Below are 15,716 nucleotides of genomic sequence, written 5' to 3'. Positions count from 1 at the left end.
AGGTTTATTTGCAATTTGACTACATCATTATCGGAGCCGGCTCTGCCGGCAACGTACTGGCAACACGACTGACTGAAGATCCGAACACCACCGTCCTGCTGCTTGAGGCGGGCGGGCCGGACTACCGCTTTGACTTCCGCACCCAGATGCCTGCCGCGCTGGCCTTCCCGTTGCAGGGCAAGCGCTACAACTGGGCGTATGAAACCGAGCCTGAGCCTTTCATGAACAATCGCCGCATGGAATGCGGACGGGGTAAAGGGCTGGGCGGCTCGTCGCTGATCAACGGCATGTGCTACGTGCGCGGTAACGCGATGGATCTGGACAACTGGGCGAAACAATCGGGTCTGGAGCACTGGAGCTACCTCAACTGCCTGCCCTACTACCGCAAGGCAGAGACCCGCGACGTGGGGCCGAACGACTACCACGGCGGCGACGGTCCGGTGAGCGTCACCACCTCTAAGCCGGGCGTGAACCCGCTGTTTGAAGCGATGGTAGAGGCGGGCGTGCAGGCGGGCTACCCGCGCACCGACGACCTTAACGGCTATCAGCAGGAAGGCTTTGGCCCGATGGACCGTACGGTCACGCCGCAGGGCCGACGCGCCAGCACCGCGCGCGGCTATCTGGACCAGGCCAAACCGCGCCCGAATCTGACCATCCGCACCCACGCCATGACCGATCACATTATCTTTGACGGCAAGCGCGCGGTGGGCGTCGAGTGGCTGGAAGGCGAAAGCACCATTCCGTCAAAAGCGACGGCGAAGAAAGAGGTGCTGCTGTGCGCGGGCGCCATCGCGTCTCCGCAGATCCTCCAGCGCTCCGGCGTGGGCAACGCTGAACTGCTGAAGCAGTTTGATATCCCGCTGGTACATGATTTACCCGGGGTGGGTGAAAACTTGCAGGATCACCTGGAGATGTACCTTCAGTATGAATGTAAGGAGCCGGTCTCCCTCTACCCTGCCCTGCAATGGTGGAACCAGCCGAAGATTGGCGCGGAGTGGCTGTTTGGCGGCACAGGCGTGGGCGCGAGCAACCACTTCGAAGCGGGCGGGTTTATCCGCAGCCGCGAGGAGTTCGAGTGGCCGAACATTCAGTATCACTTCCTGCCGGTGGCGATTAACTACAACGGCTCGAACGCGGTGAAAGAACATGGCTTCCAGTGCCACGTTGGCTCCATGCGCTCGCCGAGCCGCGGCCACGTGCGCATCAAGTCGCGCGATCCGCACCAGCATCCGGCGATCCTGTTCAACTACATGTCCCACGAGCAGGACTGGCAGGAGTTCCGCGACGCGATCCGCATCACCCGCGAGATCATGCACCAGCCTGCGCTGGACAAGTATCGCGGTCGTGAAATCAGCCCGGGCATCGAATGCCAGACCGACGAACAGCTGGACGAGTTCGTGCGCAACCACGCCGAAACCGCCTTCCACCCGTGCGGCACCTGCAAAATGGGCTACGATGAAATGGCGGTGGTTGACGGCGAAGGCCGGGTTCACGGGCTGGAAGGGTTACGCGTAGTGGATGCGTCGATTATGCCTCAGATTATCACCGGCAACCTGAACGCCACCACCATCATGATTGGCGAAAAGATTGCCGACGCCATTCGCGGGCGCGAGCCGCTGGCGAAGAGCACGGCGGCGTATTATGTGGCGGATGGGGCGCCGGTTCGCCGCTGAGTGCGAACTTCTCCCCTCACCCCGGCCCTCTCCCAAAGGGAGAGGGTGTCATCGTCCCCTCTCCCTTTGGGAGAGGGTGTCATCGTCCCCTCTCCCTCTGGGAGAGGGTTAGGGTGAGGGGAAATTATTGCCGAAATGCTTCAAGCCGCTTAACCTGCCGTCCTTCCCCGTCAAAATTCTCCGCCGCCAGCCAGGCGCGCAGCTCTGCATCGCGCTGCGGCCATTCGCCGTCAATAATCGAAAGCATATCGCTGTCGCGGTTGCGTCCTTTACGCACCAGCTTCTGGCGCAGGCGCCCTTCCCAGACAAACCCCAGCCGCTCCGCCGCGTTGCGTGAGGCGATGTTCATCGAATCGCACTTCCACTCCAGCCGGCGATATTGATGCTCAAAGGCATTTTTCAGCAGCAGCCACACCGCTTCGGTACCCACGCGGGTGCCCTTCATTCTGCGCGACCAGGTGACGTGGCCGATCTCAACCGAGCCCTGAAAGCGTTCTATCGCCATATAGCTGACCAGCCCTACGGCCTTTTCGGTGCGCAGATCGATAACGGCAAAGGGCACCAGGTCGTCATCCAGCACCTTTCCCAGCACCCAGTGCGCAGTGGCCTCAACGCTCACAGGCTGGGTGCTGGCAAGCCACGTCCAGTCGCTGTCGTCACCCAGCGCATAGGCTTCAAACAAATCAGCCGAATGGCGGTCAGCATCCAGCGGCTCCAGGCGGCAATACTGCCCGGTGAGCAGGGTACGGGTTAACGCGCGGGCGCATTTCCAGTCCGGGACAATATCATTAACGATTTGACCATGTTGATTGATTTCGGGCACGGCGCTGGCTCCCTGAAAGGTAAGGAGTTTGTTATAGCAGGTTAAAAAGCGAACGAAAAGAGAGGTGACTCATAACCAGACCGAATGCGTTATTCCCGGAGGGCATAAGCAAAGCAGAATTTCGACTTTGAGGAAATCCTCAGCCAGCCTACCGTAACGGTGCATAAAACAATCACAATATATTTTCTTCAGGGATCGCTATGAATAAAAAACTGCTGCCGTTACTGGTGCTGGCTGCGCTCTCAAGCGCTGCTCACGCCGCTACCCCGCCCAACACGCTGGTTGTCGCCCAGGGTCTGGATGATATCGTGAGCCTTGACCCGGCCGAAGCCAACGAGCTTTCCAGCATCCAGACCGTGCCGAGCCTGTATCAGCGTCTGGTTCAGCCGGACCGCGATAATCCGGAAAAAATCACCCCGGTTCTGGCGGAAAGCTGGGACGCGGACGCGGCAGCAAAAACCCTGACCATCAAACTTAAGCCCGATGCGAAATTCGCCTCCGGCAACCCGCTGCGCCCGGAAGACGTGATTTTCTCATACACCCGCGCCGTGACGCTGAACAAATCTCCGGCGTTTATTCTCAACGTGCTGGGCTGGGACGCGAGCAACATCGCAAGCCAGCTTAAAAAAGTGGACGACCATACCCTCCAGCTTCACTGGACGGCGGACGTCAGCCCGTCGGTGGCGCTGAATATTCTCTCCACGCCGATTGCCTCCATCGTCGATGAGAAGCAGGTTGCGGCGAATGTTAAGGATAACGACTTCGGTAACGCCTGGCTGAAAATGCACTCGGCGGGCAGCGGCGCGTTCAAAATGCGCGTCTATCAGCCGCATCAGGCCATCGTGCTGGAAGCCAACGAATCCGCCCCCGGCGGCGCGCCGAAGCTGAAGAGCATCATCATCAAAAACGTTCCCGACCCGGCCTCCCGCCGCCTGCTGATCCAGCAGGGTGACGCGGACGTGGCGCGCGACCTGGGTGCAGACCAGATTAGCGCCCTGGACGGCAAGCCGGGCGTGAAGGTGCTGAGCATTCCGTCCGCCGAGCAAAATTACCTGGTGTTTAACACCGGCAACAGCGCTAACCCGCTGCTGAATAATCCAGCGTTTTGGGAAGCCTCGCGCTGGCTGGTGGATTATGAAGGCATCACCAAAAACCTGCTGAAAGGCCAGTATTTTGTTCATCAGAGCTTCCTGCCGGTCGGCCTGCCGGGCGCGCTGGAGGACAATCCGTTCACGTTTGACCCGGCAAAAGCAAAAGCGATCCTCGCCAAAGCGGGCATCAAAGACGCGCATTTCACGCTGGACGTAGAGAATAAACCGCCGTTCATCACCATCGCGCAATCCATGCAGGCGAGCTTCGCTCAGGGCGGCGTGAAGGTGGATCTGCTGCCCGCGGCGGGTAGCCAGGTGTACGCCCGCGTGCGTGCGAAACAGCATCAGGCGGCCATACGTCTGTGGATCCCGGACTACTTCGATGCACACTCCAACGCCAGCGCCTTCGCATGGAATGACGGGAAATCCAGCACCGTGGCCGGGCTTAACGGCTGGAAAATTCCGGAGCTGAACAACGCTACGCTGGCGGCGGTTGCCGAGCCGGATCCGGCAAAACGTCTGGATCTGTATAAGAAGATGCAGGAACAGTTACAGCATAACTCGCCGTATGTGTTCGTTGACCAGGGCAAAACCCAGATCGTGGTGCGCGATAACGTGAAGGGGTATCAGCAGGGGCTCAACGCGGATATGGTCTGGTACGATCGCGTTACGAAGTAGCCCTTGTTGCCGGGTGGCGCTGCGCTTACCCGGCCTACGTTCCTGGTTTTTGTAGGCCGGGTAAGGCGAAGCCGCCACCCGGCATAAAGAGATTTCCCATGCCACATCTTTCCACCCGCGTGCTTCAGGGTCTGCTGACTCTCCTGCTCACGCTGTTCGGGCTACTGCTGGTCACGTTTGCGCTCTCTGCCTTTTCCCCGGTCGATCGCGTATTGCAGATCGTCGGCGATCACGCCAGCCAGTCCACTTACGATCAGGTTCGCCACCAGCTTGGGCTGGATCGGCCCCTGCCCGTGCAGTTCTGGCACTACCTGCAAAACCTCGCTCACGGGGATTTAGGCACCGCCAGCGCTACCGGTCAGCCGGTATTGCAGGACCTGCTGCACGCTTTTCCCGCCACGCTGGAACTGGCAACGCTGGCGCTAATTATCGGCACAGTACTCGGCGTGATTGCGGGTGTACTGTGCGCCCGCTACGCCGGTTCGCCACTGGACTTAGCGATCAGAACGCTCACCCTGCTCGGCAATTCGGTGCCAATATTCTGGCTCGGACTGCTGATGCTGGCTCTGTTCTACGCGAAACTACAGTGGAGCGCTGGCCCCGGCAGGCTGGACGACATCTGGCAATTCACCGTCGAACCACGAACCGGATTTGCGCTGGTTGATACCTGGCTTTCCGGCGACCGCGAGGCGTTCCGCAACGCCATCAGCCACCTGGTGCTGCCGGTGCTGCTGCTGGCCTACTACTCGCTGGCAAGTATCACCCGCCTGACGCGCTCCGCCTGTCTGAGCGAGATGAACAAAGAGTACATATTGCTCGCCCGCGCCAAAGGCGCCGGAGAGATGACCATCCTGCTGCGTCACGTGCTGCCGAACATTCGCAGCACCCTATTGACGGTGATTGCCCTGGCCTACACCAGCATGCTGGAGGGCGCGGTATTAACCGAAACCGTCTTCTCGTGGCCGGGCATCGGGCGCTACCTCACCACCGCCCTGTTCGCTGGTGACACCACCGCGGTGATGGGCGGCACGCTGCTGATTGGCGTCTGCTTTGTTCTGATCAATAACCTTACCGACCTGCTTGTGCGGGCGACCGATCCCAGGGTGCGCTAATGCCGTTTTATCTCTTCTTACGCCGCCTGCGCCGCTCTCCTGCTGCGTTTTGCGGGCTGATCGCCATCGCGCTGCTGGTGCTTATTGCCCTGTTCGCGCCGTGGCTTGCATCGCATGATCCCAACTGGCAGGACGCCGCCGCGCGTCTGCAACCGCCCAACGCGCAGCACTGGCTGGGTACCGACAGCTATGGGCGGGATCTGCTCTCCCGATTAATCTACGGCACCCGTCCGGCACTGGGGCTGGTGGCCTTAGTCACCGTTATTACCCTCCCCGCCGGTCTGCTGGTGGGGATTTTGTCAGGCTACTACGGCGGCTGGATGGAGCGCATCCTGATGCGCTTTACCGACGTGGTGATGTCGATGCCGCGCCTGATCCTCGCCTTCGCGTTTGTCGCGATGCTCGGCCCCGGTCTGGTGAACGGCGCGCTGGCGCTGGCCTTAACGACCTGGCCTGCCTATGCGCGCCAGGCGCGCAGTGAAATCCAGCGTCTGCGCCACAGCGATTATCTGGCCGCCGCGGAGATGATGGGCATTCGCGGCCCGCGCCTGCTGGTCGGCCATATTCTGCCCCTGTGCCTGCCCTCCGCGATTGTACGGCTGGCGCTGGATCTGGCCGGGATCATTCTGGCCGCCGCCGGGCTAGGCTTCCTTGGCCTGGGCGCGCGTCCACCGATGGCGGAATGGGGCGCGATGATAGCCGACGGCATGCAGGTCATTTTTGACCAGTGGTGGATTGCCGCCATTCCAGGCGGGGCGATTCTGTTTGCCAGCCTGGCCTTTAACCTGCTGGGCGATGGCCTGCGCGACGTACTGGAGCCACAGCATGACTGAACACCGCATCATCGTCGATGCGCTGAATATCGACTACCCCGCCGCGCGCGTGGTCAACAACCTGAGCTTTACGTTAGGCAACGAGCGGCTGGCGCTGGTGGGAGAATCCGGCTCCGGCAAGTCCATGTCTGCCCGCGCCCTGATGGGGCTGGTGCGCAAGCCCGGCATCGTGAGCGCTAAGCGGCTTAACGTGCTTGGCAACGACCTGCTGACCCTGAACAGCCGCCGCTGGCAGGCGCTGCGCGGCAACGGCATTGCGATGGTTCTACAGGACCCGCGCTACGCGCTAAACCCGGTGAAAACCGTCGCCGCCCAGCTTGATGAAGCGCTGACCCTCCATCAGCGCCTGCCCCGCGCCGAACGCCTGGCGCGCATTCACGATATCATCCGCGCCGTGGGGCTGAACGAGCACGTGCTCCAGCGCTATCCCGGCGAACTCTCCGGCGGCATGGGCCAGCGCGTGATGATCGCCATTGCACTCATCAACAACCCGCAGGTGCTGATCGCCGACGAACCCACCTCCGCGCTGGACGCCCGCCTGCGCAACCAGATCCTGGAGCTGCTGGTGGAGCAGTGCGAGGCGCGGCAGATGGCGATGCTGTTAATCAGCCACGATTTGCCGCTCGTCGCGGAACACTGTGACCGCGTGCTGGTGATGTATCAGGGTGAGAACGTTGATGAAATGGCGGCGAGCCAGTTGCCGCAGGCAACCCATCCCTACACGCGCACGCTATGGACCTGCCGCCCGAACGCCGGGACGTTTGGCCAGATGCTGCCGACGCTCGACCGTTCGCAACCGTGGAAGGAGGCCGACAATGGCACTCGTTGAGGTTAACCAGCTCCGGGTGAGTTTTGGTGAAAAAACGGCGGTTTCCGCCGCCAGTTTTGCGATCGAAAAAGGCGAAACCTTCAGCCTGATCGGTGAATCCGGCTGCGGCAAATCGACTCTTCTGCGCGTGCTGGCGGGGCTGCTGCGCGAGTGGCATGGCCACATTTCCGTCCTCGGGGAAAATTTACGGCCAGGACGACGTTTTGAAGGCGCGCTTCGCCGTAACGTGCAGATGGTGTTCCAGGATCCGTGGGCGTCTTTGCACCCGAACCACACCATTGCCCGCACCCTGTCGGAGCCGTTAAACATCCACGGCGAAACCCAGGTTGCCGAAAAGGTGGCGGATGCGCTGCAACAGGTGGGTCTGGCTGCCGACGCCGGCAGGCGTTACCCGCATCAGCTTTCCGGCGGACAGCGTCAGCGCGTGGCCATCGCCCGCGCGCTGCTGCTGCGCCCGCAGCTTCTGTTGCTGGATGAACCGACCTCGGCGCTGGATATGTCGGTGCAGGCGGAAATTCTCAATCTTTTGAACCGCCTGAAAGCCGAGCACGGCATGACCTACCTGCTGGTGAGCCACGATGCGGACGTGATTGCGCATATGTCCGACCGGGCGGCATTTATGGCGCACGGGGAGATCCAGCGGGTATTTGACCGTGAAGCAATGTTGCGGGGAGAGCACAGGATGGGGTAAGTGCGCGCGGCGGTGCCCGGTGGCGCTACGCTTACCGGGCCTACGTTTCGTGCCGCGTTGATATGTTGCGTATAAATCCGACGGCGCGTGCCGCACGCATTTCGTAGGCCGGGTAAGGCGTAGCCGCCACCCGGCAAAACGTTACTTCAGCAGCTTCACCGTGGCATCAATGTCGATCTCATCTTCAGTGAAGATCATCGTCGTGTTCTGGAAGGTGGTGATCGCCAGCTTCTTCACCGTGCGCATTTCGCCCGGCTTTTTCTCGGTTTTTGGTTTGATGCTGTTCATCAGCAGCCCCACCGACAGCACCGCATTCTCTTTGTCGATTTTGGTCTCAACGGGCTCTTCCTCGCTGAACACCACGAAGGATTTAATTGAGGTGAGCTTCACGCGCTCGCCCGCAATATAGAGATGCTTACTCTCCGGGATCACCTTCACCGCATACGCGGAAAGGCCTTTGCTGTTGGTGGTTGGCTCGAAGGTCACCGCCGCATCTTTTTTAATCAGATCAGGGTTGGCGACCTTAATCACATGAAAATAGCGGTTGTCGCCGTTTTCATCTTTGATAAATCCAAAGCCTTTATCTTTAAACCACGTTGTGATTGTACCGTTCATCGCTGTTACCGCCTGTCAGATCTTAAGACTAAAGTTTTGCAGCGCGCAGTGTAATGCACAATGGCTGACGAGACAAAAAAAAGCCCCTGCACGGGAGCAGGGGAAAGTTCATGTCAGAGCTTTTTAGTATTGTGTATTTAGTTGAACACCATCCCACCATCAATCAGCAGCGACTGACCGGTCATGTAGTCGGAATCCGGCCCGGCGAGGTAAGAGACGCAGGCGGCCACGTCTTCCGGCTCGGACAAACGGCCAAGCGTGATGCGTTTGGCAAAGGTTTCCGTCCCGTAGCCAAGCGGTTTACCCGCCGCCTCGGAGACCTGACGGTCGATTTCCGCCCACATCGGCGTTTTGACGATCCCCGGGCAGTAGGCGTTAACGGTGATCCCCAGCGGCGCGAGATCCCGCGCGGCGGTCTGGGTTAAGCCACGCACCGCGAACTTGCTGGAGCTGTAGACCGCCAGCTCCGGGTTGCCGGTATGGCCCGCCTGAGAGCAGGCGTTGATAATTTTGCCGCCGTGCCCCTCTTTGCGAAAGGCGTCAATCGCGGCCTGAATGCCCCAGATCACCCCTTTCACGTTGATGTTGTAGACCTTGTCGACAATTTCCGGCGTGATGGATTCGATGGGCGTGGACGGTGCCACCCCGGCGTTATTGACGATGACGTTAAAACCGCCCAGCGCGGTGCGGGCTTTTTCCACCGCCGCGAACACCTGCTCGCGGTCAGAGACGTCCACCTTCACGGCGACGGTCTTCCCGCCGTTACGGGTGATCTCATCCGCGACCGCTTTCGCCGTCTCTTCGTTGTAATCCGCAATAGCAACGGCAAAACCATCCTTCACCAGGCGAAGCGCGATCGCTTTGCCAATCCCCTGGCCGGAGCCGGTTACGAGAGCCACTTTTTGCATTTCTCTGTCCTTATATTGATTCACAAAATCTGGCTGAGATGGAGCTGGCCCATCAGCAGCGGGTTATCGCTGTAGTCGACGGGAATGGCCACCACGGCCGGGCCATCGACATCCATTGCCGCACGCAGCGTCGGTTCGAGCGCATCCGCGCTCTCGACGGCAAAGCCTTTCGCACCGAACGCGTCGGCATAGACTTTGAAATCGACCGGGCCGAACTCGACGCCGGAAAGCCTCTGGTATTTTTTCTCTTCCTGGATGGCCACCATGTTGTAGGCGTTATCCACCCAGATGATGTGCAGCACGTTGGCGTTGAGGCGTACGGCGGTTTCCAGCTCCATGCTCGACTGCAAAAAGCCGCCGTCCCCGGAGACCGAGACCACCTTGCGCCCCGGGTTGACCAGCCACGCGCCAATCGCCCACGGCAGCGCCACGCCCATGGTCTGCTGACCGTTGGAGATCATCACCTGACGCGCCCGGAAGCTGTAGAGGTAGCGGGCGATCCAGATATGGAAGCTGCCCATGTCGACGGTGAGCGTCACGTCGTTGTTCACGATGTCCTGCATGGCGCGCACGATGCGCAGCGGATGCAGGGCAAACTGGTTAAGCGATGCGCCGCGACGGTCGAGGAGGTCCCGCTGATGCTGGCGATCGACAAGAATTTCCGAGGCGCGCTGGCTGAGTTCAAGTTTGTGCTCGATTCGGCTGGCAAGCAGATTCAGCGTGGCGGCAATATCCCCGACCAGTTCCAGATCGGGAACATACTTGCGCTCCTCATAGGCGGGCAGCACGTCAATGTGCACCAGCGTCGCGTCGCCGCTGTTCCACATGGACGGCTCGTATTCCACCGGACTGTAACCGATACAGATGATCAGATCCGCCAGATGCAGCAGCCGATCGCCCGCCTGGTTGTTAAACAGACCGACGCGTCCGGCGAAGCGGGTGAAGTGTTCCTGATTCACCGCCCCGGCGGCCTGATAGGTGCTGGTGACCGGAATACGGCTTCTCTCCAGCAGCTTATGCAGCGCGGCGCTGTTGGCGGGCTGGCTGGCCATCAGGCCGAGTAAGATGACCGGGTTTTTGGCCTTCGCGATAAGCTTCGCCACGTCGTTGATGGCTGACTCCGGCGCCGGGCCCATCAGCGCCGCGGTGCTGGCGGGTAAAATCGCCCCCGTGGTGGGCTGGTCGACAATATCCTGCGGCAGGCTGACAAACGCCCCGCCCGGCCTGCCCTGCTCGGCAGCGCGAAACGCGTTCGACACCACCTCGGCAATCGCGTCCGGTGAATTGACTTCGACGGCGTATTTGGTCACCGGGCTGAACATGGCGACGGTATCCATGCTCTGGTGCACCAGTTTCGCTTTATCTGCCCGCTTCACCGCCCCGCCCAGCGCCACCACCGGGTCACCTTCGCTGTTGGCGGTGGCGATGCCGGTGATCAGGTTGGAGCAGCCCGGCCCGGAGGTGACCAGCGCGACCCCGGCCTTACCGGTTAGCCGCCCTACCGCTGCCGCCATAAACGCCGCGTTCGCCTCGTGACGCACCGGGATAATCTCGATGGAGGAGTCCAGCAGGGAGTCAAAGACCTTGTCGATTTTTGCGCCCGGTATGCCGAACACCTGCTTCACACCCTGCGCTTCCAGCTGGCCGACAACCATATCGGCGCCGTGCGCCCACTGACGTGACTGTTTCTCACTGTTCACGGTAGTTCTCCTGTTAGTTTTCGACGGCGCGGATAGCCGCATCAAGGTTGCTGGGGTGCAGGTTGGCCTGTAAAAACGCGCTGTCGGCGGGCAGGTCAATCATCAGCTTGTGGATTTCGCCGAAGGTGAGCACGCCGTTCTCCAGCTGATAGTCGAGCAGGTGGCCCCCGCCCTGACGGTCGTCGGTGATAAAGTGTTCGTGATAGCCCGCCACGTTAATGCCCTGCATATGCTGCGGGGTGCGGAACCCGACCAGCACGCCCTCGCGCTGGTTAAAGCGGAACACCGGCTGGTCATCCAGCACGTCGGTCATCGCCCGGTACGGCGGTGTCTGGCGCGGTACGGTGCGGGTGTGCGCGTGGCGGAAATTGCCGTCGATGCGCAGCGCACAGAACAGGTTATCGGAGGGGATTTGCTGGTCGATCACGTCGTGGATCTGCTGACGGCTGACCGGCCCGTCGAAGGCTTTGCGGTACTGCGGCTGGAACCAGGTCATCACCGCGAACGGCGTTTTTTGCTCCGGCTTCGCGGCGCGGGCGCTGCCGTCGGCGCGCAGCTGGTACACCTGGCTGCTGAAGGCAATCATTTCACCGTCCAGCTCGTTAAAGGTACCGAGACCAAAATCACCGTGTGCCAGCAGGTCGGCGATGGTCGTCTCCCCTTCGTAGACGCCGCTTAGCAGGGCGCTCATTAGCGATGTCTGATAGATCACGCTGTCAGGATGCTGAGCCGAGAACCCACGCAGGGTCTCGCATAAACTCGCCTCACAGTCGCATGCAGATGAATGCATCATCATGCCCGTCCTCTTCAACTTTATTTATAAAGGTTAAATAAATGTTGACCCGATTCAGCAGAGAGTTCCAATATAGAATCCATGCTGGTTTGAGACGTTTTTGATATGGAACTTCGTTATCTGCGCTATTTTGTCGCGGTAGCACGCGAGCGACACTTCACCAGGGCGGCCAAAGCGCTGGGTATTTCACAGCCTCCTCTGAGTCAGCAGATCAAACGGCTCGAAGAGGAAGTGGGCACGCCGCTGTTCAGGCGCCTGACGCGGGGCGTGGAGCTGACCGAAGCGGGAGAGGCCTTCTATGAGGACGCCTGTAAGATCCTGGCGCTGAGCGATGCCGCGCTGGAGAAAGCCAGGGGCATCGCGCGCGGGCTGAACGGCAGCCTGTCGATTGGCATCACCAGTTCAGATGCTTTTCATCCCAAAATCTTCGCCCTGATACGTCAGTTTCAGGTGCAGAACATGGCGGTGCAGGTTCACCAGGTGGAAGCCAATATGTCGTCGCTGACGACGATGCTGGCGGAGGGTGAGCTGGATATCGCCTTTGTGCGCCTGCCGTGCGAGAGCAGCAAGGTGTTTGAGTTAAAAATCCTCGATCGGGAGCCGATGGTGGTGGCGCTGCATCGCGATCATCCTCTGGCGGCATGTGGCGATCTGGCGCTGGATGAGCTGCGGGATACGCCGGTGGTGCTGTTCCCCCAGGAGGTAGCACCGGGGCTGTATGACCGCGTTTACGGCAGCTGCGAGCGGGCCGGGATCGATATGCAACACACGCTGCAATCCTCACAACTTTCCTCTTCCCTGAGCATGGTCTCCGCTGGCGGCGGGTTCGCGCTGGTGCCGAAATCCATGGCCGCTATTTCTCCGCCGAATGTCACCTACCATGCGCTGCGCTCACCGGAGCTTTATACCGATATCGCGCTCTGCTGGCGGCGTTTTGAGCGTTCGCGGACGGTGAAGCGGTTTCTGGCGATGATGAGCGAGGGGTAGCTACGGTGTGGCTGTGCCCGGCGGCGCTGCGCTTGCGCGGGCCTACGGTTCGTGTCGCGGGTTGGTTGGCTTGTTGGCGGTTTTGTAGGCCGGGTAAGGCGCAGCCGCCACCCGGCAATGCCCTTTGGAAGCCGCCTCGCAAACTTTTAAGCAACCTTATGTAATTCAGGGGCATCCCTTTTCATCCCTTCTTCACCTGCAACTTCCCGATTCTGCGGATCTCTTTGAACTGTCTGGCACCTGTGCGGCGTACGTGAGCGTACTGGTGGAAATGGACGATGCGGTGACATTTTCTACGCTCTGTAAGCAACTGCTGGGTTGTTAGCGGAGTTTGTGAAGGAGCCTTATATAACGGCTCACTGAGTCGGCCTTACACAAAGGACAACGTTGTTTGATGAATGACGGTTAAGAGCGTTCAGCAGGCTTCGATGCCAGATCGACTTTCAGCCATCTCATGACTAAAAATTACTGTTCGTGCCGGGTGGGGCATGCAATTGTTAGAGGAATGCACAGGAAGGCGGTCACGCCACAGAGGGCGTGACATAAAATCAGGCCTGGTCGTCTTCTTTACCGTAGTAAAGCTTACCGATCTGAATGAGAGGACGGCCCTGGGATTTGCGGTGCAGGTTGCTGTCACGCAGTGAATAAACGCAGCCGCAGTATTCCTGCTGGTAGAACTGCTCGCGCTTGCTGATTTCAATCATGCGCGACGAACCGCCCTGTTTCCGCCAGTTATAGTCCCAATAGACCATACCCGGATAGTGGGCGGCGGCTCGCTGACCGCAGTCGTTGATTTGCTGCATATTTTTCCAGCGAGAGATGCCCAGTGAGCTGCTAATCACGTTGAAGCCATTTTCAGCGGCGTAAAGCGCAGTCCGCTCAAAGCGCATGTCAAAACACATGGTGCAGCGAATGCCGCGCTCGGGTTCCCATTCCATGCCTTTGGCGCGCTCAAACCAGTTATCTGTATCGTAATCCGCATCGATAAACGGTACGCCGTGCTGTTCGGCAAAGCGAATATTCTCATCCTTACGAATCAGATACTCTTTCTGCGGATGAATGTTCGGATTGTAGAAGAAGATGGTGTAGTCGATCCCTGAGGCCTGGATCGCCTCCATTACCTCACCAGAACACGGAGCGCAACAGGAGTGCAGCAGCAGTTTATCAGCCCCGTTTGGGAGTTCTAGTTTAGGGCGTTTGAAATCAGCGGTAGTCATAAATTTATTTGATGAGGTAATGAGGACTGAAAACAGTGTAGCATCAGAGCTGTGCTATCGGGAATGGCGGCCAGTCTCATACATATCCCGCAATGCCTGTTATTGACACAGGGCTGCTGTTGCAGCCCTGACAACCTTAGACTTCAATCGATTCAGAGATCTCTAACGCATCATCGACTTCGATGCCTAGATAACGGACAGTGCTTTCCAGTTTCTTATGGCCCAACAGAAGTTGGATCACCCGGAGATTCTTGGTTTTCTTGTATATCAGGTAAGGTTTTGTTCTTCTCATGGAATGTGTGCTGTAAAGCGAAGCTTCGAGACCAAGCTTTTCTACCCACCCATGAAAAATTCGGCTGTATTGTCGGGTTGATATGTGCCGGTTAGTTCCGATCCGAGACCGAAACAAGAAGTCTTTACTGTGCAAATTGCCAAGCTTTATCAATGCAGCAACAGCTTCTCTTGTCCCTTTGGTTATCTCAAATTGCACAGGGCTACCGGTTTTCTGTTGCAGCACCGTTGCTCTGCTTGAAACCGAGCTACCATATGCAACATCAGATACTTTCAGGTTCACCAGATCGCAGCCTCGTAGCTTACTGTCTAAGGCCATATTGAACAGAGCTAAATCACGCGTTTTACCTTCCAGTTCAAGCCGGATTCGGATCCCCCAGATATGAGATATCTGAAGTGGTCTTTTTTGGCCTATGATACGGTCTTTATTCCACGGTGACGTGTTCATACTCAAATCTCCTGCAATGTGGGAGATTTGAGTATGGTTGTCTCTTATGAGCGAAGAACGGAATTTCAAGTGAGCTTTTTATTACCTTGTGCGATTCGTCTTCCGGGACCAAAGCAGACCATCGACAGGTGAGTGTCACGGTAGCAGCCAGCACCAGCGTAGCACCAGCAGGGAAAGCTAGTGGAGGCGTCAGCAGAGGTATCATCACCAGTCTTTCACCCATCAACCGTTTATAGCCGATGGCTCGCGTCTGCCGCCATACCACCGGCATTCCGATAAAAATGATAATTCTGAGCGCCAACCCTCATACCAGAATCTTGAATTTATCGTCATCAAAACCTGTCGTACAGTTGTAGTCTAATTCGTTGTATAGTTAAATATATAGCGAAATTATTATTCCAGAGGATGTATGAATTTGTATATGTTTTATGTCGGCGGCAACGCCGGTAAATCAAATATTGAAGTGCATGACATTCAGTTTGTTGCAGCCAGCGCTCCTGAGGATGCATGGCCAGCGTTGCGCGAAGCATGGTTTGGCGATAGTGATAAAATTCATATTGATGGTTATAGCCGTGTTACCTGGGCCGACGGGTTTTCGATCTCGCTTTCTCCGGAGCCTCCCCAAACCACGCAGAGATTATTTTTCGTCAATGCGGGCGGTTACAGGCCGGATACACTTGCCGAACTGCATGAATACGATCTATTCGTCGCCGAAAATGCCCGCCAGGCTAAAGAAAAAGCGTTGCAGACGCTCCTCTGCGATGTCGAACAACAGCATAAGGACAATTTAAAAGAAGTTGACGACTGCCTGTTGCTTGAAAAGGTCGGAGAATTGTTTATTCATCTGACACCCTGTGAAACAGGATGTCGCGATCTTCCGGAGTGGCAGGGATATCTACCTATAGGAGCCTGACACTGCTACAAGAGACGCTTCACTTCGTCCCTTATCAGTATTGCTCAGGACACCTTTCAATGGTGTGTTCGTAAAGTCTCTAAGGTAATTCTAAAGCAACATTGCTGGGGAAGT

15 protein-coding genes are annotated in these 15,716 nt (G+C 58.3%); 8 read left to right on the top strand and 7 right to left on the bottom strand.

Annotation, left to right across the window (positions count from 1 at the left end; genetic code table 11):
- Window positions 1–8: 8 nt before the first annotated feature.
- Window positions 9–1,673, top strand: a complete 1,665-nt coding sequence (gene betA / locus IM290_RS12695) for a choline dehydrogenase (RefSeq protein WP_047063308.1) — start codon at window positions 9–11, stop codon at window positions 1,671–1,673.
- 124 nt (window positions 1,674–1,797) lie between these two features.
- Here betA and IM290_RS12690 read toward each other — a convergent pair whose 3' ends face one another.
- Window positions 1,798–2,496 carry a GNAT family N-acetyltransferase gene (locus IM290_RS12690; RefSeq protein WP_193041756.1) on the bottom strand — a complete coding sequence of 233 codons (699 nt, stop codon included), beginning with the start codon at window positions 2,494–2,496 and terminating at the stop codon, window positions 1,798–1,800.
- Between the two features lie 200 nt (window positions 2,497–2,696).
- Here IM290_RS12690 and IM290_RS12685 point away from each other — a divergent pair, with 200 nt between their 5' ends.
- The 5 genes from IM290_RS12685 (at window position 2,697) to IM290_RS12665 (ending at window position 7,730) form a co-directional block, all read left to right on the top strand.
- A complete protein-coding gene (locus IM290_RS12685; RefSeq protein WP_193041757.1) occupies window positions 2,697–4,265 on the top strand; it encodes an ABC transporter substrate-binding protein in 1,569 nt (522 codons plus the stop codon).
- Between the two features lie 98 nt (window positions 4,266–4,363).
- On the top strand, window positions 4,364–5,377 hold the full coding sequence (locus tag IM290_RS12680) for an ABC transporter permease (RefSeq protein WP_023303249.1): 1,014 nt from the start codon (window positions 4,364–4,366) through the stop codon (window positions 5,375–5,377).
- Window positions 5,377–6,210 (top strand): ABC transporter permease, encoded by an 834-nt coding sequence (locus IM290_RS12675; RefSeq protein WP_193041758.1) that lies wholly within the window; start codon window positions 5,377–5,379, stop codon window positions 6,208–6,210. The genes IM290_RS12680 and IM290_RS12675 overlap by 1 nt, the downstream gene beginning before the upstream one ends.
- A complete protein-coding gene (locus IM290_RS12670) occupies window positions 6,203–7,039 on the top strand; it encodes an ABC transporter ATP-binding protein (protein WP_193041759.1) in 837 nt (278 codons plus the stop codon). The genes IM290_RS12675 and IM290_RS12670 overlap by 8 nt, the downstream gene beginning before the upstream one ends.
- Window positions 7,026–7,730 carry an ABC transporter ATP-binding protein gene (locus IM290_RS12665; protein WP_193041760.1) on the top strand — a complete coding sequence of 235 codons (705 nt, stop codon included), beginning with the start codon at window positions 7,026–7,028 and terminating at the stop codon, window positions 7,728–7,730. Before IM290_RS12670 ends, IM290_RS12665 begins: the two co-directional genes overlap by 14 nt.
- 141 nt (window positions 7,731–7,871) lie before the next feature.
- Here the strand turns inward: IM290_RS12665 and IM290_RS12660 are convergent, their stop codons facing one another.
- The 4 genes from IM290_RS12660 to budA form a co-directional block, all read right to left on the bottom strand.
- Entirely contained in the window at window positions 7,872–8,345 is a 474-nt protein-coding gene (locus tag IM290_RS12660; protein WP_017382537.1) for a cold-shock protein, read from the bottom strand.
- A 137-nt stretch (window positions 8,346–8,482) separates the two neighbouring features.
- Complete coding sequence (locus IM290_RS12655; RefSeq protein WP_193041761.1) at window positions 8,483–9,253, bottom strand: (S)-acetoin forming diacetyl reductase; 771 nt, start codon at window positions 9,251–9,253, stop codon at window positions 8,483–8,485.
- 20 nt (window positions 9,254–9,273) lie between these two features.
- Window positions 9,274–10,995 (bottom strand): acetolactate synthase AlsS, encoded by a 1,722-nt coding sequence (gene alsS, locus IM290_RS12650; protein ID WP_154123198.1) that lies wholly within the window; start codon window positions 10,993–10,995, stop codon window positions 9,274–9,276.
- Window positions 10,967–11,746, bottom strand: a complete 780-nt coding sequence (gene budA / locus IM290_RS12645) for an acetolactate decarboxylase (protein WP_026080550.1) — start codon at window positions 11,744–11,746, stop codon at window positions 10,967–10,969. The genes alsS and budA overlap by 29 nt, the downstream gene beginning before the upstream one ends.
- 105 nt (window positions 11,747–11,851) lie before the next feature.
- Between budA and IM290_RS12640 the strand changes: the two genes are divergently transcribed.
- Window positions 11,852–12,733, top strand: a complete 882-nt coding sequence (locus IM290_RS12640) for a LysR family transcriptional regulator (RefSeq protein WP_003858850.1) — start codon at window positions 11,852–11,854, stop codon at window positions 12,731–12,733.
- Between the two features lie 548 nt (window positions 12,734–13,281).
- Here the strand turns inward: IM290_RS12640 and IM290_RS12635 are convergent.
- Together IM290_RS12635 and IM290_RS12630 are read right to left on the bottom strand one after the other, a co-directional pair.
- Window positions 13,282–13,950 carry an epoxyqueuosine reductase QueH gene (locus IM290_RS12635; RefSeq protein WP_023296073.1) on the bottom strand — a complete coding sequence of 223 codons (669 nt, stop codon included), beginning with the start codon at window positions 13,948–13,950 and terminating at the stop codon, window positions 13,282–13,284.
- Window positions 13,951–14,086: 136 nt separating this feature from the next.
- Window positions 14,087–14,689: a site-specific integrase gene (locus IM290_RS12630; RefSeq protein WP_023320086.1), complete on the bottom strand. Its 603-nt coding sequence runs from the start codon at window positions 14,687–14,689 to the stop codon at window positions 14,087–14,089.
- Window positions 14,690–15,098: 409 nt separating this feature from the next.
- On the opposite strand from IM290_RS12630, the gene IM290_RS12625 reads away from it, so the two are divergent.
- A complete protein-coding gene (locus tag IM290_RS12625) occupies window positions 15,099–15,602 on the top strand; it encodes a DUF1543 domain-containing protein (protein ID WP_049157769.1) in 504 nt (167 codons plus the stop codon).
- Window positions 15,603–15,716: the final 114 nt, after the last annotated feature.

The sequence above is a fragment of the Enterobacter cloacae complex sp. S1 genome (assembly GCF_014930525.1).
GTDB lineage: Bacteria > Pseudomonadota > Gammaproteobacteria > Enterobacterales > Enterobacteriaceae > Enterobacter > Enterobacter hormaechei_C.
This window is presented reverse-complemented; position numbering and strand designations above follow the sequence as displayed.